We start from the raw sequence: 17,558 nt of genomic DNA, 5'->3' as shown, positions 1-17,558 counted from the left end.
ACGGTGAGTAAGAAGATTCTAATTGTTGATGATTCGCCTTCAATCAGACAGATGGTAGAGGTCACGTTAAAAAGTGAAGGTTATGACATTACTGCAGCAACAGATGGGCAGAATGCGCTGGACATTTGTCAGGACCATAGTTTCGACTTCGTGCTAACAGACGTCAACATGCCCAATATGGATGGGATATCTCTGGTTAAAGCCCTTCGACAAATGGCGGCGTTTGCTGCGACACCCATCGTCATGCTGACAACCGAAGCGGGCAGTGACATGAAGAGTCAGGGCAAGGCGGCAGGTGCAACAGGTTGGATGGTGAAGCCTTTCGACCCTTCTAAGCTCCTACAGTTGGTTGCTAAGGTTTTGGGGTAAATACGCTTATGACGGTTGAAATGGAACAGTTTCACCAGGTGTTCTTCGATGAAAGTCAGGAGCATCTGGAAACCATGGAGCGCTTGTTAATGGAGATTCAGCCCGAATCACCGGATACCGAGCATCTCAACAGCATATTTCGTGCAGCACATTCCATAAAAGGAGGAAGCGGCATCTTCGGGTTTGACGGGTTGGGTGGACTGACCCATGTTATGGAAAACCTGTTGGATAAAGCCCGAAATGGCACACAAGAGCTGACCCCCACTATCGTTAACCAGTTACTGCAAACGGTAGATGTACTGAAAACCGTTCTGGAAGATTACCGTAACGCTCAACCTATTAACCAGGCTGAAATTGATCAGGCTATTCTGCTATTACAAGAGACGATAGATAACGATTGTCCTGAATCTGATTCCGGCAATGAGGAGCGAGGATTCGGCTTTTTTGAATCAACCACTTCCGAAGCAGAGGATGCGTTCGGTTTCTTCGAGTCAGAGCCACAGTCAGAAAATCAAGATGATAGTGGCTTTGGCTTTTTTGATAACGAGCCCTCCTCACCCAATGCCTCAGTATCGTCCTTACCAAAAACATCCGGGTGTGACAGAAAGCCCGCTCCTGCACCAGCGCGCCCAGTTTCCTCCAGCAACGGTAAAAATGCTTCCGAATCTAAATCCATTCGGATTGATACTTCCAAGATAGATATGTTGGTGAACCTCATTGGCGAGCTTGTGATCACTCAGTCGATGTTAGCCGTGGTCGGGCAACAAACGGAAGACCGTGATCAGGAAAAGCTGGAACAGGGATTACTCGAGCTAGAGAGGAATACAAGGGAACTGCAGGAAGCGGTGATGTCGATGAGGATGTTACCCATTTCCTTCGTATTCAATCGCTTCCCCCGATTGGTCAGAGATCTTGCTGGCCAGCTGGGTAAACAGGTTGAATTAAAGATAGAAGGTGGGGGTACCGAGATTGACAAAGGGTTGGTTGAGAAGCTGGTGGACCCACTGACTCACCTGGTTAGAAACAGTATCGACCATGGCATAGAAATGCCTGAACCAAGGGTGGCACAAGGTAAGTCTGAGGTGGGGCAGATCACACTCGCAGCGGCGCAGCGTGGTGGCAATATTGTCATCAGTATTAAAGACGATGGAGCAGGCCTGAATAAAGAGAGAATTCTCGCTAAGGCCACTGAAAATGGTATTGCTGTTCCTGACCGTGACAATGATGAAGATATCTGGCAGTTAATCTTTTCGCCCGGCTTTTCGACCGCAGATCAAGTTACCGACATCTCCGGTCGCGGGGTCGGTATGGATGTAGTGAAGCGCAATATTGAGAGTATCGGTGGGCGCATAAGCATTGAGTCATCGGCTGGCAAAGGTTCCGCATTCGCTATCAGCGTTCCCCTTACACTGGCGATTGTCGATGGCATGTGTGTCGCTTCTGCCGATCAGGTCTTCGTGGTACCCCTGGTTTCTATTATCGAGTCAATTCAACCGGCCTCTCACCAGTTACGGCAAATAGCCAATGAGCATTTGTTATGGGTCAGAGATCAGTATTGGCCCATTCTGAATTTGTCAAAACGCATGGATATCGACGGTGCCATTGGCGAACCAACCGATGCCATTATCATCCTGATCGAAACAAGCAAGAAGCGATTCGGTTTGATGGTTGATCGTCTGTTGGGACAACAGCAAGTGGTCATTAAAAGTTTAGAACAGCATTACAAGCGCGTTCCTGGCGCAGCCGGAGCCACCATCATGGGTGACGGCAAGGTGGCCATTATTCTGGATATGGAATCACTGGCGGAAGACGTCAATACACAAGTAGCGGAGGCACAGACCTATGAGCGAGATACTCGAGAAAGAAAGGCAAGCTGAGAGTGCGTCGGAGCCTGAGCGAGAATTCCTCAGTTTTGTTCTGGGCCAGGAGCAATATGCCCTGGACATTATGTCGGTGAAGGAGATTCGTGGCTACGAGCCTGTGACCAAAATCGCCAATTCGCCGCCCTTTATCAAAGGCGTCTTAAATTTGCGTGGTGACATTGTGCCCATCGTCGATTTGCGCATCAAGTTTAACGTCGGTGAAGCCACGTATAACGAGTTTACCATCGTGATCATGCTGAATGTCTGTAACCGCATTGTTGGCATTGTGGTGGATGCGGTTTCAGACGTGATAAAGCTGAATGATGAGGATATCAAGCCGCCACCTGAATTCGGCGTGGCTTTTGATACCCAGTTTTTACATGGTCTTGCCGAGGTGCATGAGTCCATGGTGATTATTGTGAACATTGAAAGCCTTATTTCCAGCGAAACGCTGGCTCTATTTGATACAAGCGATCAAGATGATCAGGAGTGACATATGAACGTGTTAAACCTCTTTAAGCCCTCTACACAAGCCTCTGCTAATGCAGACAGACAGATCCAGACTCTGGAAATGAGTTCGAGTTGCTTCATGATTGCTGACGCGGATCGAACCATCGTTTATGCCAATAAAGCGGTACTGGCACTGCTGAAAAAAGCGGAAGCCGAACTGCAAAAAGTACTGCCGCAGTTCTCGGCGGATAATTTAATTGGTCAGAATATCGACATCTTTCATAAAAACCCGGCCCACCAGCGGGGCATGTTGGCAAACCTCAGAGAGGTGATGACGTCGAGTATCAGCATAGGTTCACTAAACTTTCAGCTGACGCTGATGCCCCTGTTTGATGATGCGGGCAAGTCTACGGGAACTGCCGTTGAGTGGCTTGACCAAAGCGAACTGATCTTAAAAAGCGGTATGTTGGATGCATTGGATCGCTCCCAGGCGGTTATCGAATTTACCCCTGAAGGTAATATTATCACTGCCAATGAGAACTTCCTGAGTACCATGGGGTATCGGATCGAGGACATTGTCGGTAAGCATCACCGCATCTTTGTCGAAGAAAAAGAGCACCAGGGCAGTGACTATGCAAATATGTGGAAAAGTCTGCGAGAGGGGCAGTACCAGGCCGGAGAGTATAAACGTATAACTAAAAGTGGCAAGGAAGTCTGGATCCAGGCCTCTTACAATCCGATTCTAAGCCCCTCCGGAAAAGTAACAGGGGTGGTCAAATACGCCACTGAGATCACAGCGCAAAAAAATCAGAATGCGGATTATGAAGGTCAGATTGAGGCCATCGGTAAATCGCAAGCCGTCATAGAGTTTAATATGGACGGCACTATTATTACGGCAAATGAAAACTTTCTTAATACTGTGGGCTATACCCTGGATGAAATAAAAGGCAAGCATCATAGTATCTTCGTTGAGCCGGATTACCGCAGAAGTCAGGAATACCAGGAGTTCTGGAATCAGCTTAACGCGGGTATTTACTCTAATGATGAATTTAAAAGAGTCGGCAAAGGAGGTCGGGAAGTCTGGATTCAGGCAACCTACAACCCGATTCTGGATCTTAATGGTAAGCCCTTCAAGGTGGTTAAGTACGCCACGGACATCACCGGCAGAAAAGCTGCGATCAATGAGATAAAGCGTGTCCTGTTGAGTCTGTCCAAGGGGGATTTGAGCACCAATGTGGCGATGGAATTTGAGGGTGAATTTAAACAAATTAGTGACGCCCTCTCTTCCTTTGTTGATGACCTGTCCGGCATGATTTCAGAAATCCGTAGTGCGGCAGATTTAATCAACACCGCGTCATCGGAGATTGCCCAAGGGAACGCTGACTTATCCAGTCGCACAGAAGAGCAGGCCTCAAGCCTCGAAGAGACGGCTTCCAGTATGGAAGAGCTGACCGGCACGGTGAAGCTGAACTCCGAGAATGCGAATCAGGCCAATAGCCTGGCTTCGCAGGCATCTACCATAGCGACCGATGGCGGCGAACTGATAGAGAAGGTGGTGGTCACCATGGGCTCTATCAACGAGTCGGCACAGAAAATATCAGACATCATCGGTGTGATTGATGGTATTGCCTTTCAGACTAACATCCTGGCGTTAAATGCGGCCGTTGAGGCGGCACGGGCTGGAGAGCAGGGGCGCGGCTTTGCGGTCGTCGCATCAGAAGTGCGTTCACTGGCCCAGCGCTCAGCTGACGCCGCCAAAGACATTAAGTCATTAATCTCTGACTCAGTGGGTAAGATTGAAAGCGGTAATGAGCTTGTCACCCAATCGGGAAAAACCATGGAAGAGGTAGTGACGTCTATTAAGCGTGTGAACGACATTATGGCTGAAATCGCGGCCGCCTCAGCAGAGCAGGCATCTGGTATCGACGAGGTGGGTAAAGCGGTATCCCAGATGGATGAAGTCACACAGCAAAATGCGGCCTTGGTTGAAGAGGCTGCGGCTGCCGCAGAAAGCTTGCAGGCGCAGGCCGAGAGCATGGCTAAGCAAATCTCAATGTTTAAATTAAGTGAGCGCTTTAATACGCCAAACTCAAGCCAATCAACGGCCGGTGACAATGTGCGTAAGCTTGCACCTGTTGCGGCTAATAAAGCGAAGGTACAGCAGGATAATCGCCATATCAAAGCTGCCTCACCGGAAGAAGATGAATGGGAGTCTTTCTAATTCGAACCGTTGAAAAGGTGTGCAGGTCATGCAAAGCGAAGTAAGAGAGTTTGAGTTTGACCAGCGTGATTTTAACCGGGTCAGAGAAGTGCTGTACAACGCTGCCGGCATTAAGCTGGCAGATAGCAAAGATTCGATGGTTTATAGCCGCCTGGCGAGGCGTTTACGGGTACTGAAGATACCGAGTTTTGCGGATTATCTTCAGTTCCTTGCTGAGAACCAGCAGGAGGTCGAACACTTTGTTAATGGCCTGACAACGAATCTGACCTCTTTTTTCCGGGAGCATCATCATTTCGAGGCTTTGTATCGCTACTTCCAGCAGGCCCATGGCCGGCAACGAATATGGTGCACGGCCAGCAGTACCGGGGAGGAGGCATATTCTATTGCCATGTGTGCAGCAGAAGCCTATCGAAGTCTGACGCCCCCTGTTGAGATTCTGGCCACAGACATTGATAGCAATGTCCTGCGTACAGCAATGGCAGGTGTCTATTTACAGGCCAGAATTGCCGATATATCACCCGGCAGAGTAAAACGCTTCTTTTTCAAAGGTAAAGGTGCCAATGAGGGTAAGGTAAAAGTGGTTAGCGAGCTTCGCGACCTCATCCGCTTTCAGCGTCTCAACCTTACAGAAGGTGCCTGGCAAGGCATAGAGGGCCCGTTCGATGTGGTTTTCTGTCGGAACGTTATGATTTATTTCGATAAACCAACACAACTTCGGGTACTTAACCGGCTGGCGGCGTTACTCAAAGATGATGGTTTGTATTTCGCCGGGCACTCTGAGAGTTTTCTGAATGCCTCGGCGCTGATTAAACCTATTGGGAAAACGGTATACCGCAAAGTAAGGACCCCCTCCCCATGACAGAGTGTGCGGAACCCCAGCTTTACGCTAATCGTTACTTCGACAGCCACTTTAAGCACAACGCGGTAAAAATCTTACCCGGTGAGTTTTACGCCACCTTTGACGATACGATGATCGTCACCGTGTTAGGGTCTTGTGTGTCAGTGTGTTTGCATGATCCCTCAAATGGTATTCGCGGCATGAACCATTACTTGCTGCCCAGTGACCAGGGACCTAAGCCTTCTATTTTATCTGAGTCGGCCCGCTATGGGGGCTACGCCATGGAAATTCTGATCAACCAGATGCTGAAGCTCGGGGCCAAGCGGCACAATCTGGTCGCCAAGGTGTTTGGGGGCGGTAATGTGATGAGAGGTTTTATGCTCAGCAATGTGGGAGAGCGCAATGTCGATTTTACGTTTGACTACCTCAAAAGAGAGAACATTCCGGTGATTGCCAGTGATGTGCTCTCCGATTATCCCCGCAAGGTATATTTTCTACCGGGTGAGGGCACGGTTCACATTAAAAAGATACGCTCTTTGCATAACAGCACCATTTTGGATAGGGAGAGCGAGTACCGTTTACGTCTCAAGTACAAGTCGTTAGATAAAAACGTGGACCTGTTTTAGGAGTGAACATGATCAAGGTATTGATTGTTGATGACTCGGCATTAATCAGAAGTTTGCTCAAAGAATTGCTGAGCAAAGAGCCAGATATGATGGTGGTAGGGACAGCGCCTGATGCCTATGCGGCGAGAAACATGGTGAACAAGTTCTCTCCGGACGTGATTACACTCGACATTGAGATGCCAAAGATGGATGGCATCACCTTTCTGGCAAAATTGATGAAGGCCCGTCCGACCCCGGTTTTAATGATCTCGACATTAACCGAGAAGGGGGCAGAGGCTACATTAAAATGCCTTGAGCTTGGGGCGATTGACTATATTCCTAAACCCAAGGTGGGCGTTGCTGAAGGCATTGAGGACTATCGACAGTTAATTATTGAGAAAGTCCGCCTGGCCGCCTCAACCAAAGTTAAACCAACACGAACCGCCTCGGCGCCCATCAAGGAACAAAGCATTATTGGTGGGACTGAGAAAATTATTGCTGTGGGCGCCTCAACTGGTGGCACCGAGACCATCAAGACCTTTTTAATAAGCTTACCGGCTAATGCACCTGCGGTGGTGATTACTCAGCATATGCCCCCGGGTTTTACCACCACCTTTGCCAACCGGTTGAATACTTTGTGTAAGGTAAAAGTGACGGAGGCCAAAGGCGGCGAGCGACTATTGGCGGGCTATGTGTATATTGCGCCTGGTGACATTCATTTAGGCATAGAAAGAAGTGGAGCCGACTACCGAACCATCTTGATTGACTCTGAGAGAGTGAGTGGTCACAAACCCTCTGTTGATGTGCTGTTTCGCAGTGTGAGTCAAAGCGCAGGACAAAATGCGATAGGGATCCTGATGACCGGAATGGGCAAAGATGGCGCGGCGGGGCTTTATGATATTCGCCAGAGTGGTGGTTATACCATCGCTCAGGATGAAGCATCCTGTGTGGTTTTTGGCATGCCGGGCGAAGCCATAAAGCTGGGTGCCGCGGTATGTGTCTGTGATATCAAGGATATCGCTGAAAATGTGTTTGATTATCTCAAGAAAACGGGCAGCGGAACTCGTCTTTAGACACGGGCTTGGGTTAGGAGTGGTTATGTTCAGACTTTGCCATCAACACCACTTTGACCAGCTCTGCCACATTGTTAACCGCCATCTTATCCATAATATGAGAACGGTGTACCTCAGCCGTGCGCAAGCTGATATTGAGCGTTGAAGCCACTTTTTTATTGGGCATACCATCGAGCATCAGCTCAAGTACCGCCGACTCCTTAGGGGTCAAGCTCGCCATGGCGTCCTGTGCTTTTTCTGAGGCACGCTTTTTATCCAGAATAGCCGCATTTTGAGCAAGCGCCCGTTGCACTGCATCCAGTAAATCCTGCTCTCTGTAGGGTTTTTCCACAAAGTCAAAGGCGCCATTTTGCATGGCTTCAACGGCCATTCTCACATCGGCGTAGCCGGTTAAAAAAATAATGGGTAACACGGAGTGATTGTCGTTGAGGATTTTCTGACATTGCATGCCACTAATAGCCGGCATTCGGATATCGCAAACCAGACAACCAGCCATCTCTTTAAATGCTTCTTTATGATGACTTTGTAAGAACAATTCGGCACTGGAATAATCTTTGTGCTTGATGTCCACACTGTCCAGAATCATTCCTATGGTGTCTAAGAGTAAAGCATCGTCATCAATGACGTGTACAACCTGATCCCAATCTTCAGCACCTTTATCCAACACACTCTTCGATCTTTCCATACGACGACAATGTTTCCTAAATGGCAAGACAATTGCGGTTTTTACGTAGTATAAGTGATATTGATCACAATACCTACGTGTAAGCGGATCGACTAATTTTGTTCATGGTCACTGTACCAATCTAAAGCGTGTATAGAACCTTAAAAAGGAAGGTGAGTTCATGAACAGCGATAAGCCTATCGATATTTGTAAGCACTGTCCTTATACACACAGTTGTAAGGTGCATAACGGCGTTCTCAGCAAGCTGCCTAAAACCATTGTATGTCCTGAAAAAGGCGATCATCTGTTTAAGAGTGAAGAAGCTTTTACCGCGCTTTATGTGCTGTGTCAGGGGAGCGCCAAAGCGACTCTCTCAGATGGCACAAGTATGGAAAAAATTGTTCAGTTTTATCATCCCGGAGACATGATCGGATTATGTGCTTTTGGTAATGAGAGTTATCAGGAAAGTGTTGAGATACTCTCTTACAGTCGGGTATTCAAAATTGAAAGAGCGACCTTTGAAAACGCCCTGGCAGAGTCCTCAGCACTGGCGAATGGCATGATCAGCTTGCTGAGCGAGAATCTGGTGAGGCGTCAGCGTAACCACTCCAGTAATACCTTACTTGAGGCCGAATCTCGTTTAATCCGTTTTTTGCAGGATCAGCAGGTGTGGTCAGCTTCCACACCGTCCAAAGGCTCCTTTGAGCTGTGTATGTCTCGGGTCGATATCGCGAACTATTTAGGGATTGCGGTAGAAACCCTCAGTCGGTTAATGAAAAAGCTTACTCAGAAAGGGTTGATTGAGGCGCAAAATCGTCGCATAGCCATACGGAACCTCGATTTCTCGAGTATGTGAAGCTTAAACCTATTAACAGGTTTGGTTGATTATTTAATGCTTTGAGTTGTGCCGCAGGTAAATACTGTCGAAACTGATTTGGACCTGAGGGTAGGCTGTTTGCTGAAATCAGTGAATGGTGCAGGCGCTCATTTCATTTACCAGTAAATGAAAGGGGGTTGTGTTTTTATCGCTTATCAGCAGCCCCACCTGGCGGATATTCCGGGGCGCTATGGTTTGCTCAACTCCGGGGTAGCCAGTCAGAACCCGGCCACGAAATACCGGTATAAAATCGCCAATGTCCAGCTGTACTCTTTGCCAGTCACCACTTGCCGTAATGCTCTGACGATAAGCAACGCCATCGCTCCCCCGGCCATCCCGCAGACGCACCTGCAGCTGACGGCCTGGTTCCAGTTTGAAGTTCAGACACAGGTCTGTAGAGCCCGAAAACACCTCTTCGGGAACAGGGCGTTGCAGGCTGACAAAACCACCGTTATTGGCCAGTGACAACTGACCTTCAAAATGCAGAACGTCATCTTCCATATAAGCCCGGCTGGTGGATATCCCTCCCATCACGCTGTCATTGACGCGCATCCATCCTTCGCTCAGTACCAGCGATTGGCCAGGTGTGCGGTCTTTATTCATGGCTGCTGTGCCTGAAGTCATCGTCAGTAACACCCACAAGCAAAAGACTGGGAGGATGCGCGTCATTCACTTTTCATCTCATCGGGCAATACGCCGCGCAGGCGATTCAGGGCATCAACGGAAAATCCCTGATCATGAAAAAACAGAATCTGACCGCTTTCGTCCAATACCATGGCACGGGCGTTGTTCGGATTGGTGTTGCCGGTGAAGGCCTGTACACGTTCACCGTCGTCGAAAATGGTGATGACGCCTTTCCATAGGGGCTTGGGAATGCCTTTGCGCATACCGTCATTGATTTGGGTTTCAAAGAACTGCGGAAACAGGCCGGCGATAGTGGGCAATTCGTAGACGGGCGCCCGGGTACCGGTCATATCCAGCCCTATTAGCCAACGGTCGATATCAAACTGGGAATTTTGCACATAACCGATCAGCACCACCGTGTGCTGACCTTTGAAATGATCGGGAAGTTGCACAGGCTCCTGGCTCAGGGTTTCTCCGCTGACCCTGGGGAACATCTGGTTTGCCACCTCCTGATTGGGATAGTGACTGGCGCAGGCAGACAGCAGCAAGAGACAGGTCACCAGTAGGGGCGTAAGCGTGGGTTTCATAGTATGTCATTCAGGTTTTCGGTGTAATGAATACGCGATACTACAGATTTGGATCTGTTGATATGGCGAACTGATAAAGCAGGGTGCGACGCCTGAACCACTGGCTAACTGGTTGTTTTTACAGATAAGATAGCGCTTCGCTTAATGTGACTGAAGAGGAACCAGTAATGAGAAGGGTATTTGGTTTACTGCTTTGTACGGCCTGGATGCAAACGGCACTGGCCTTACCCACAGCCGATCTGGTGATTAGACAGGCCAGCGTCATAGATGGAACCGGTCAGCCCGCGCGTCTCGCCGACATTGTGATTAACCAGGGCAGCATTGTGGCGATCGGTTCTGAGCTTTCACGTCAGTGGCAGTCAACCCATACCATTGATGCCACCGGCATGTTAGCCACGCCCGGTTTTATCGACCTACATGCCCATGGCAATTTGCAGCGCGAGGTACAATTTAAAAATGTTCTGGCTATGGGGGTAACCACACTGGTGCTGGGACAGGATGGTGCCAGTCCTATCATTGATGACTTTGCCGCCTGGCGAGACGATATTCTGGGCAGAGGCCTGTGGCCAAATGTGGCTATGTTTGTGGGACATGGTTCAATGCGGGCGCACCTTGGCATTGAAAAAGACGCTCCATCGGCTGAGCAAATGCAGGCGATGGAAGCCTTGTTGCAACATCATCTGGCCTTTTGCTTCGGGATGAGTACTGGGCTTGAGTATGTTCCCGGTTTATTTGCGCAGGCGGAGGAACTTGAGCGGCTAGCCAAGGTGGTGGGGGATCACCAAGGCATGATTGCCAGTCATCTGCGTAATGAAGACGATGAGGCACTCGATGCGTCTATCGATGAATTGCTTGCGCAGGGACGATTTGCTCCGGTGCATATTTCTCATTTGAAGTCGGTGTATGGCAAGGGCAACGAGCGGGCGCAGCAATTGCTGAGCAAACTCTACCAGGCTCGTGAAGCAGGCATTCGGGTGACGGCAGATGTGTATCCTTATATGGCCAGTTATACCGGTATTGCAATCCTGTTCCCGGATTGGGCAAAAACCACCGCAGATTTCGCCCATGCACGTGAACATCGTCGTGCTGAATTGCGGGATTATCTCACCCGTAAGGTCAACAGCCGCAATGGACCTGATGCAACGCTATTGGGTACGGGGGAATTTAAAGGAAAAACCCTGGAGAAGTTAGCTCTAGAGCACAATCGGCATTTTGCCGATGTGCTGATCGATGTGATTGGTCCCCAAGGGGCTGCCGGTGCCTATTTTGTCATGGATGAGGCACTACAGTATCGGCTGATACAAGGAGAAGGCGTGGCCATCAGTTCTGATGGGAGTCCCGGTAGCTATCATCCCCGAGGGTATGGCAGTTTTGCCAAACTGATTGAGATCCTGACGCTTGAAAAGGGTCTGTTTTCTCTGCCAGAGGCAATTTATAAAGTCACAGGCTTACCCGCCTCAATACTGGGGTTAACCGACCGGGGCCTGCTAAAGCCGGGAATGGCCGCCGATCTGCTGTTGTTTGAACCCACCGAGGTTCGCGCCCTCGCCAATTATCTTGATCCGCATCAGCTGGCAATGGGCTTTCGTTACGTGCTGGTCAATGGTGAGGTCACCCTGCATGACGGTCAGTTCACTCGGCGTGGTTCAGGCAAAATACTGACGCCGGCACGATAAACCAATTATGGGCCTGGCTTTTACACGGGCTGTTGCGAATACAGCGCGGCGGATCAGTGACTGATTTTACTCTGATACCGCTGCCACAGCGTTGTTATTTCAAGTGTTTTGCCTCCGCTCTTATATCCTTTCCCGATTACGTTAATCGCTTTTATTTAACACTCCATTAACCTGTTTGGGTCTATGCTTTTGCTGCTAATACCCGTGCACCTGCTTGGGGTCTGTCTGTGGACCTTGTATCGGGCATGGGGCTTTGCCTCATACCCTGCGGTAAGAAAGCGGTTGCGCTAACAGATCACAGAAAATGATGAATTAGGGAAAGACAACATGAAAAAACAAGCTAAGTTGTTACGCTCCACGCTGGCCAGTCTGGTCAGCCTGGCTTTATTGTCAGGCCCGGTACTGGCGGAAACGGCAGAAATGACAAAACCCAAAGGCGCGACCGGTTCAGGCAGTGCCAAGGCCGGTCAGGTTAAGACCAACCAATTCTGGTGGCCTGAACAACTGGATTTGTCGGCCCTGCGTGATCACGACAGCCGCTCAAATCCGTATGGGGCTGATTTCGATTATGCGCAAGCCTTTGGCAAACTCGACCTGGAAGCGGCCAAGAAAGACATTGATGCACTGCTAACCACTTCGCAGGACTGGTGGCCAGCTGATTTTGGCAACTATGGTCCCTTCTTTATTCGCATGACCTGGCACAGTGCCGGAACGTACCGGACACTGGACGGCCGTGGCGGTGCTGATGGTGGTCAGCAGCGCTTCGATCCCTTAAACAGCTGGCCCGATAACGGCAATCTGGATAAGGCCAGGCGTTTGCTGTGGCCGGTTAAACAAAAGTACGGTGAGATGCTGTCCTGGGCCGATTTGATGGTACTGGCCGGTAATGTGGCACTGGAAAATATGGGTTTTGATACCTACGGCTTTGCCGGTGGACGAGCCGATGACTGGGAGCCGGACATGGTGTACTGGGGCCCGGAAGTGGAAATGCTCGCCAGTGATCGTGAAGATCGCGACGGAAAACTGCAGCGTCCATTGGGCGCCACCCATATGGGCCTGATTTATGTGAATCCGGAAGGGCCCAAGGGTAAACCTGATCCTATGGGCTCGGCAAAGAACATTCGTGTGGCGTTTGGACGCATGGCCATGAATGATGAAGAGACGGTAGCCCTGATAGCCGGCGGCCATACCTTTGGTAAGATGCACGGTGCTCACAAACCCGGTGATTGTGTGGGGAAAGAGCCCGGCGCAGCGGCCATAGAAGAGCAGGGACTGGGCTGGAAAAACAAGTGTGGCAAGGGCCATTCTGAAGACACAGTAACCAGTGGTCTTGAAGGCGCCTGGACCCAGCAGCCGACACGCTGGACTTCTTTGTATTTAAGTAACCTGCTTGGGTTTGAATGGAAACAAACGCGTAGCCCTGCCGGTGCCATTCAGTGGATCCCCACGGATGAGTCGTTGCACAGCGTCGTACCTGATGCCCATGTACAGGGCAAATATAACCCACCGGTAATGACCACTGCCGATCTGGCACTGAAGGCCGATCCTAAATATCGGGCAATTGCTGAGCGCTTTCTGGCCGATCCTAAGGTTTATCAGCAAGCCTTTGCCAGAGCCTGGTATAAGCTGACGCACCGCGATATGGGGCCACCACGTAACTTCCTTGGCAGTGAAGTGCCTGATGAGATTCATATCTGGCAGGATCCGATTTCTGAGCAGAGTGCGTCCACCATTAATCAGGCTGATGTGGTCAAGCTCAAGCAACGGATTCTGGATACTGACCTGAGCGTGTCTGAGTTGGTGCGTGTTGCCTGGGCGTCTGCAGCCAGTTACCGGGATTCTGATATGCGCGGTGGGGCGAATGGCGCCCGTGTTGCGTTGTCGCCACAAAAAGACTGGGCGGTGAATAACCCTGCAGAAGTCGAAAAAGTGGTTCAGGTGCTGCAAAACATTCAGAAAAGTGCCAACAACGGGTTTCTCAAGCCGCGCAAGGTGTCGCTTGCAGATATGATTGTATTGGGTGGCGCTGCGGCCATTGAAAAGGCTGCCAAAGAGGCAGGATTTAGCGTATCCATGCCCTTTAAGCCCGGTCGGGGTGATGCCACACAGGCACAGACCGATATCAACTCTTTCAGTTTTCTGGAGTTAACGGCAGATGGTTTCCGCAACTATTATGATGCCGACAGGAGCTATGAGTCGCCGACTGTGACCCTGGTAGACAAAGCCGATCAGCTGAATCTTTCGGTTCCCGAAATGACGGTATTGTTGGGGGGGATGCGAGCCCTGGATGCTAACTACAAAGGCATGGAGCATGGTGTCTTTACCGATCGGCCCGGCACGCTCAGCAATGACTTTTTTGTCAACCTGCTGGACATGGCTACGGTGTGGAAGAAAACGGACACCGAGGGCGTCTATCAGGGCGTGGATCGAAAAACTGGTGAGGCGAAATGGACTGCTACTCCGGTTGATCTGATCTTTGGTTCAAATTCTGAGCTGCGTGCTATTGCTGAAGTGTATGCCTATGACACCTCGAAAGAAAAATTTGTGCAGGATTTTGTCAAAGCCTGGACCAAAGTCATGAACCTCGACCGTTAGGTTAAAAAACATGAATAAGCGACAGCGCTGAGTCAGGCTGTCGCTTTGTTATGTCCAGGGATGGACGGTATGCCGGGATTGCAGGGAGCATTTCCCGGCGATGTTCAGGGATGGACGGTATGCCGGGATTGCAGGGAGCATTGACCGACATACGAATTACAAAATGCATGGGGCTGTGAAAAGCGTTTGTGATCTTGCTAGACTGTGGTCAGACCTCTTTTTAGTGAGTAAAACATGAACAGTACGGTAGAGCTGCAAAAACAGGGTGCCATTGCCACCGTTACCCTCAATCGCCCCGACAAACACAATGGTCTGAATGAGGCCATGTTTAATGGGCTGCTCGATGCCGCCAACACCATCAAGAAAGATCGTACCATCCGCTGCGTGATTCTGACAGGTGCCGGGCCCTCATTTTGTGCGGGCCTTGATTTTGCTGCCGTTGCCAGGAAACCTTCAATGGCGGTCAAGTTTTTCCTTAAATGGCCCTGGAGCAAAGATAACCGCTTTCAGCGCGTTGCCCATGTCTGGCGCGATTTACCTATGCCGGTGATTGCGGCGGTGGAAGGTAACTGTTTCGGTGCCGGTATGCAGATTATCCTTGGCTGTGACTACCGTATTGCCGCGGCCGACGCCAGGCTCTCCATTATGGAAAGCAAATGGGGCCTGATTCCGGATATGAGCGGAACGGTGACACTCTCTCGCCTGACCCGTGTGGATATCGCACAAGAGCTCACCATGACCGGGCGCATATTCAGCGGCACTGAAGGCGCTGAGTACGGTCTTATCAGTAAACTCAGCCCCAAACCTCTGCAGGCGGCACAAGAACTGGCTGAAACTCTGTGCGAAAAAAGCCCCGATGCGGTGGCGGCAGCCAAAGCCCTGTTTAAAAAGACCTGGAAGAAAGACACCCGCGGAGCACTGCTCTGGGAGCGGCTGATTCAGTTGCGCATTCTGGGGCGTAAAAATCAGCGCATTGCCATGCAAAACGGTCTGGCAAAAGATAAGCCCTCAAAGCCTTTTGTAGACAGAACGACGTTCTAGTGATGAAGGCTCTATGGGCTATGGAGAAGATTCATTGTTGCGAGTGGCAAAGCGTGTGTCTTTACCGTCAGTAAAGCCGACGACTGAACGTTTTTTTGCGCTCTTACGTAACACCAGAGTATGAATGTTACAGAGTGTTGGTTATGCATCGAGAAGACGAGAATCTCTCCCGTATTATTGAAATGGCCTGGGAGGATCGCACTCCGTTTGAGGCCATAGAAACACTGTATGGCCTCAATGAAGCGGCAGTGATTCGATTAATGCGACAGACACTCAAAGCAAAAGCGTTTAAAAACTGGCGCGCCCGGGTCAGTGGGCGCAAGACCAAACATGGCAAGCTCAGGCCCACAGGCGTAACAAGGGGATATTGTCCATCACAGTATAAGCCGGGAGGCGCATCTGGCCGTTAGGCAGGAGGCCCAGGTCAACGAGACGTAGTACAGGTCTGGGCATTTTCTTCCGTGCAATAGTGGTAATCAAGGTAATAATGGGACTGCTCAGGTTTTTTTCCTGTTGTGAGGTACCGGTGCATTAACGCGGTCGCCTGACGACCCATTTCATAGGGCCGCTGGCCGATATTGACGGTGGACAGACCACGATTTAAAGCCCTGAGCTGGATAGATTCGGTATCGGCGGAAATGATCACTACCTTCTGGCGTTTAATCAGTGGCCGGAACACCGACATGGTCTCAATGTAGCGGGGGTGAAACTGTGCAAAACCGGCAACAGCAATAAAAATAGGTGGCGGCTCATTGCCCAAAATCGTGATCAGTTGATCCACTGCATCATAACGCTTACCCATGTTGTAAACGGGGCATCGGGCATGTTCGATCCAGCCGCTACGGCCATCCAGTCTTGTCTCACTTTGCCCCGACAGTGCCAGACGTACACCAGCGATGCGTGCATTAAGGTTGGGTGTGGTACGGTGGCCTGACTGAATACAAATGGGCTGCGGGTGCAAGGTTTTATAGGGCTTGGCAGCGTTGCCCAGAGCTTTGCCAAAATCCAGATTGTTTGTGCCTACATAGGCAAGCCGGTAAGCCTGGTGCTCGGGTAAAAGATCCGAATCAAAGGTGATAACCGGAATGTTTTTTTCTGCCAGTGCCTTTAAGGAGCCCTCAACAAGATAGTTGGAATCGGTGGTAGAAACCAGGAGTCCGTCGAACCCCTCTTCGAGCAGTTCATTGATAACCAGAACCTGAGTACGCACATCCTGGTAGTCCAGGGATCCATCATACACACAGCGAACTTCTTTGTGCCCTTTGGCGTAAGCCAGGCACCCCTGATGAGATTGCTCATAAAAGGAATCGTTTTTGGTTTTGCCGACAACAGCTATAGTGTAACCGGACTGTTCTGCAAGCACCCCACCACTGAAAAGACATAAAAGTGTTGTGAAATAAACACACAAACGGACTGTCATAGATCGCTGCATTCCCTTTGCTGAGTTGGGCTCATACATGCCCGAAGGTCACCCCCCTTGAATAGAGCACGCATTGCCTAAAGATAACATTTCGAACCAGTTATTGAATACTAAAGTGTATCAGCATGCTGGAAAAGACGATCAATTAACTGGCTGAACTGGGCTTGTTCTGCTTCACTGAAACAGCTTAGTAGGGCTTGTTCGTATTGGTAAGAGAGCGGAACAATTTCTTCATACACGGATTTCCCTGTTGGTGAGAGCCGAATCATTGAGCGACGCCGATCATCTTCAGCCATATCCCGCTCAATCAGATGTCGCCTGAGCAGCTTACTCACCGAACGGCTGATAATCGACTTCTCAATTTGCGTTTTAGCTGAGATTTCATCGGCAGAGATATCCGGGCATTCTCCCAACACTGCCATAATGCGCCACTCTGTAATTGAAATGGCGAATTTATCTTTGTAGGTGTCGGCAATAATGCCGCTGACCTTGTTTGACAGGATTGACAAACGATACGGAAAAAATCGTTCCAGAATCAGTAAGGGGTTGTCCTGTTTATTTGCCATTTGCTGTCCTCTTTTGTTTCCACTGTATCATCCCCGGATTGGGCCAGATTGACAATAGTTGTAGCTGCAACTAAATTGGCAGGCATTAAT

General features: G+C 49.9%; 17 protein-coding genes. 12 read left to right on the top strand and 5 right to left on the bottom strand.

What is annotated here, in order from left to right:
• Positions 1–3 precede the first annotated feature (3 nt).
• Genes CCY32_RS09605 through CCY32_RS09575 form a run of 7 tightly spaced genes read left to right on the top strand, consistent with a single transcriptional unit; the run spans position 4 to position 7,418 of the window.
• Positions 4–369, top strand: coding sequence for a response regulator (locus tag CCY32_RS09605; RefSeq protein WP_088330449.1), 366 nt, complete (start codon positions 4–6; stop codon positions 367–369).
• 8 nt (positions 370–377) lie between these two features.
• Positions 378–2,246, top strand: a complete 1,869-nt coding sequence (locus tag CCY32_RS09600) for a chemotaxis protein CheA (protein ID WP_088330389.1) — start codon at positions 378–380, stop codon at positions 2,244–2,246.
• Positions 2,212–2,724 carry a chemotaxis protein CheW gene (locus CCY32_RS09595; protein WP_088330388.1) on the top strand — a complete coding sequence of 171 codons (513 nt, stop codon included), beginning with the start codon at positions 2,212–2,214 and terminating at the stop codon, positions 2,722–2,724. Before CCY32_RS09600 ends, CCY32_RS09595 begins: the two co-directional genes overlap by 35 nt.
• Before the next feature lie 3 nt (positions 2,725–2,727).
• On the top strand, positions 2,728–4,902 hold the full coding sequence (locus tag CCY32_RS09590; protein WP_088330387.1) for a methyl-accepting chemotaxis protein: 2,175 nt from the start codon (positions 2,728–2,730) through the stop codon (positions 4,900–4,902).
• Positions 4,903–4,930: 28 nt separating this feature from the next.
• Complete coding sequence (locus CCY32_RS09585; protein WP_088330386.1) at positions 4,931–5,761, top strand: CheR family methyltransferase; 831 nt, start codon at positions 4,931–4,933, stop codon at positions 5,759–5,761.
• Positions 5,758–6,366, top strand: a complete 609-nt coding sequence (gene cheD, locus CCY32_RS09580) for a chemoreceptor glutamine deamidase CheD (RefSeq protein WP_088330385.1) — start codon at positions 5,758–5,760, stop codon at positions 6,364–6,366. The genes CCY32_RS09585 and cheD overlap by 4 nt, the downstream gene beginning before the upstream one ends.
• A gap of 8 nt (positions 6,367–6,374) precedes the next feature.
• On the top strand, positions 6,375–7,418 hold the full coding sequence (locus CCY32_RS09575; protein ID WP_088330384.1) for a chemotaxis response regulator protein-glutamate methylesterase: 1,044 nt from the start codon (positions 6,375–6,377) through the stop codon (positions 7,416–7,418).
• 13 nt (positions 7,419–7,431) lie between these two features.
• On the opposite strand, the gene CCY32_RS09570 is transcribed toward CCY32_RS09575, so the two are convergent.
• Positions 7,432–8,103, bottom strand: a complete 672-nt coding sequence (locus tag CCY32_RS09570; protein WP_088330383.1) for a response regulator — start codon at positions 8,101–8,103, stop codon at positions 7,432–7,434.
• A gap of 160 nt (positions 8,104–8,263) precedes the next feature.
• Here CCY32_RS09570 and CCY32_RS09565 point away from each other — a divergent pair, with 160 nt between their 5' ends.
• The gene (locus CCY32_RS09565) at positions 8,264–8,938 is read left to right on the top strand and encodes a Crp/Fnr family transcriptional regulator (protein ID WP_088330382.1); all 675 of its coding nucleotides are present in this window, start codon (positions 8,264–8,266) and stop codon (positions 8,936–8,938) included.
• A 108-nt stretch (positions 8,939–9,046) separates the two neighbouring features.
• Here the strand turns inward: CCY32_RS09565 and CCY32_RS09560 are convergent, their stop codons facing one another.
• Together CCY32_RS09560 and CCY32_RS09555 are read right to left on the bottom strand one after the other, a co-directional pair.
• Complete coding sequence (locus CCY32_RS09560; protein ID WP_168171473.1) at positions 9,047–9,583, bottom strand: CIA30 family protein; 537 nt, start codon at positions 9,581–9,583, stop codon at positions 9,047–9,049.
• Between the two features lie 41 nt (positions 9,584–9,624).
• Positions 9,625–10,170 (bottom strand): hypothetical protein, encoded by a 546-nt coding sequence (locus CCY32_RS09555; RefSeq protein WP_088330380.1) that lies wholly within the window; start codon positions 10,168–10,170, stop codon positions 9,625–9,627.
• Between the two features lie 167 nt (positions 10,171–10,337).
• On the opposite strand from CCY32_RS09555, the gene CCY32_RS09550 reads away from it, so the two are divergent.
• The 4 genes from CCY32_RS09550 to CCY32_RS09535 all read left to right on the top strand — a co-directional run bounded on the left by CCY32_RS09550 (position 10,338) and on the right by CCY32_RS09535 (position 15,892).
• A complete protein-coding gene (locus tag CCY32_RS09550; RefSeq protein WP_088330379.1) occupies positions 10,338–11,846 on the top strand; it encodes an amidohydrolase family protein in 1,509 nt (502 codons plus the stop codon).
• A 327-nt stretch (positions 11,847–12,173) separates the two neighbouring features.
• On the top strand, positions 12,174–14,441 hold the full coding sequence (gene katG, locus CCY32_RS09545; RefSeq protein ID WP_088330378.1) for a catalase/peroxidase HPI: 2,268 nt from the start codon (positions 12,174–12,176) through the stop codon (positions 14,439–14,441).
• 234 nt (positions 14,442–14,675) lie between these two features.
• On the top strand, positions 14,676–15,482 hold the full coding sequence (locus CCY32_RS09540; protein WP_088330377.1) for a crotonase/enoyl-CoA hydratase family protein: 807 nt from the start codon (positions 14,676–14,678) through the stop codon (positions 15,480–15,482).
• Positions 15,483–15,625: 143 nt separating this feature from the next.
• Positions 15,626–15,892 (top strand): TIGR03643 family protein, encoded by a 267-nt coding sequence (locus CCY32_RS09535; protein WP_088330376.1) that lies wholly within the window; start codon positions 15,626–15,628, stop codon positions 15,890–15,892.
• A gap of 14 nt (positions 15,893–15,906) precedes the next feature.
• On the opposite strand, the gene CCY32_RS09530 is transcribed toward CCY32_RS09535, so the two are convergent.
• Together CCY32_RS09530 and CCY32_RS09525 are read right to left on the bottom strand one after the other, a co-directional pair.
• Positions 15,907–16,845 (bottom strand): substrate-binding domain-containing protein, encoded by a 939-nt coding sequence (locus CCY32_RS09530; RefSeq protein WP_246840577.1) that lies wholly within the window; start codon positions 16,843–16,845, stop codon positions 15,907–15,909.
• Positions 16,846–17,012: 167 nt separating this feature from the next.
• Positions 17,013–17,468, bottom strand: a complete 456-nt coding sequence (locus CCY32_RS09525; protein WP_088330375.1) for a MarR family winged helix-turn-helix transcriptional regulator — start codon at positions 17,466–17,468, stop codon at positions 17,013–17,015.
• Positions 17,469–17,558 lie beyond the last annotated feature (90 nt).

Source organism: Lacimicrobium sp. SS2-24 (assembly GCF_002201535.1).
GTDB lineage: Bacteria > Pseudomonadota > Gammaproteobacteria > Enterobacterales > Alteromonadaceae > Lacimicrobium.
Note: the sequence above shows the minus strand (reverse complement) of the source record. Positions and strands in the feature narration are given on the sequence as shown.

What these genes read in the sequence shown, in the direction of transcription:
- CCY32_RS09600 (WP_088330389.1), top strand. Translation starts at nt 378, where the DNA reads ATGACGGTTGAAATGGAACAGTTTCACCAGGTGTTCTTCGATGAAAGT.
- CCY32_RS09595 (WP_088330388.1), top strand. Translation starts at nt 2,212, where the DNA reads ATGAGCGAGATACTCGAGAAAGAAAGGCAAGCTGAGAGTGCGTCGGAG.
- CCY32_RS09590 (WP_088330387.1), top strand. Translation starts at nt 2,728, where the DNA reads ATGAACGTGTTAAACCTCTTTAAGCCCTCTACACAAGCCTCTGCTAAT.
- CCY32_RS09585 (WP_088330386.1), top strand. Translation starts at nt 4,931, where the DNA reads ATGCAAAGCGAAGTAAGAGAGTTTGAGTTTGACCAGCGTGATTTTAAC.
- cheD (WP_088330385.1), top strand. Translation starts at nt 5,758, where the DNA reads ATGACAGAGTGTGCGGAACCCCAGCTTTACGCTAATCGTTACTTCGAC.
- CCY32_RS09575 (WP_088330384.1), top strand. Translation starts at nt 6,375, where the DNA reads ATGATCAAGGTATTGATTGTTGATGACTCGGCATTAATCAGAAGTTTG.
- CCY32_RS09570 (WP_088330383.1), bottom strand. Translation starts at nt 8,103, where the DNA reads ATGGAAAGATCGAAGAGTGTGTTGGATAAAGGTGCTGAAGATTGGGAT.
- CCY32_RS09565 (WP_088330382.1), top strand. Translation starts at nt 8,264, where the DNA reads ATGAACAGCGATAAGCCTATCGATATTTGTAAGCACTGTCCTTATACA.
- CCY32_RS09560 (WP_168171473.1), bottom strand. Translation starts at nt 9,583, where the DNA reads ATGACTTCAGGCACAGCAGCCATGAATAAAGACCGCACACCTGGCCAA.
- CCY32_RS09555 (WP_088330380.1), bottom strand. Translation starts at nt 10,170, where the DNA reads ATGAAACCCACGCTTACGCCCCTACTGGTGACCTGTCTCTTGCTGCTG.
- CCY32_RS09550 (WP_088330379.1), top strand. Translation starts at nt 10,338, where the DNA reads ATGAGAAGGGTATTTGGTTTACTGCTTTGTACGGCCTGGATGCAAACG.
- katG (WP_088330378.1), top strand. Translation starts at nt 12,174, where the DNA reads ATGAAAAAACAAGCTAAGTTGTTACGCTCCACGCTGGCCAGTCTGGTC.
- CCY32_RS09540 (WP_088330377.1), top strand. Translation starts at nt 14,676, where the DNA reads ATGAACAGTACGGTAGAGCTGCAAAAACAGGGTGCCATTGCCACCGTT.
- CCY32_RS09535 (WP_088330376.1), top strand. Translation starts at nt 15,626, where the DNA reads ATGCATCGAGAAGACGAGAATCTCTCCCGTATTATTGAAATGGCCTGG.
- CCY32_RS09525 (WP_088330375.1), bottom strand. Translation starts at nt 17,468, where the DNA reads ATGGCAAATAAACAGGACAACCCCTTACTGATTCTGGAACGATTTTTT.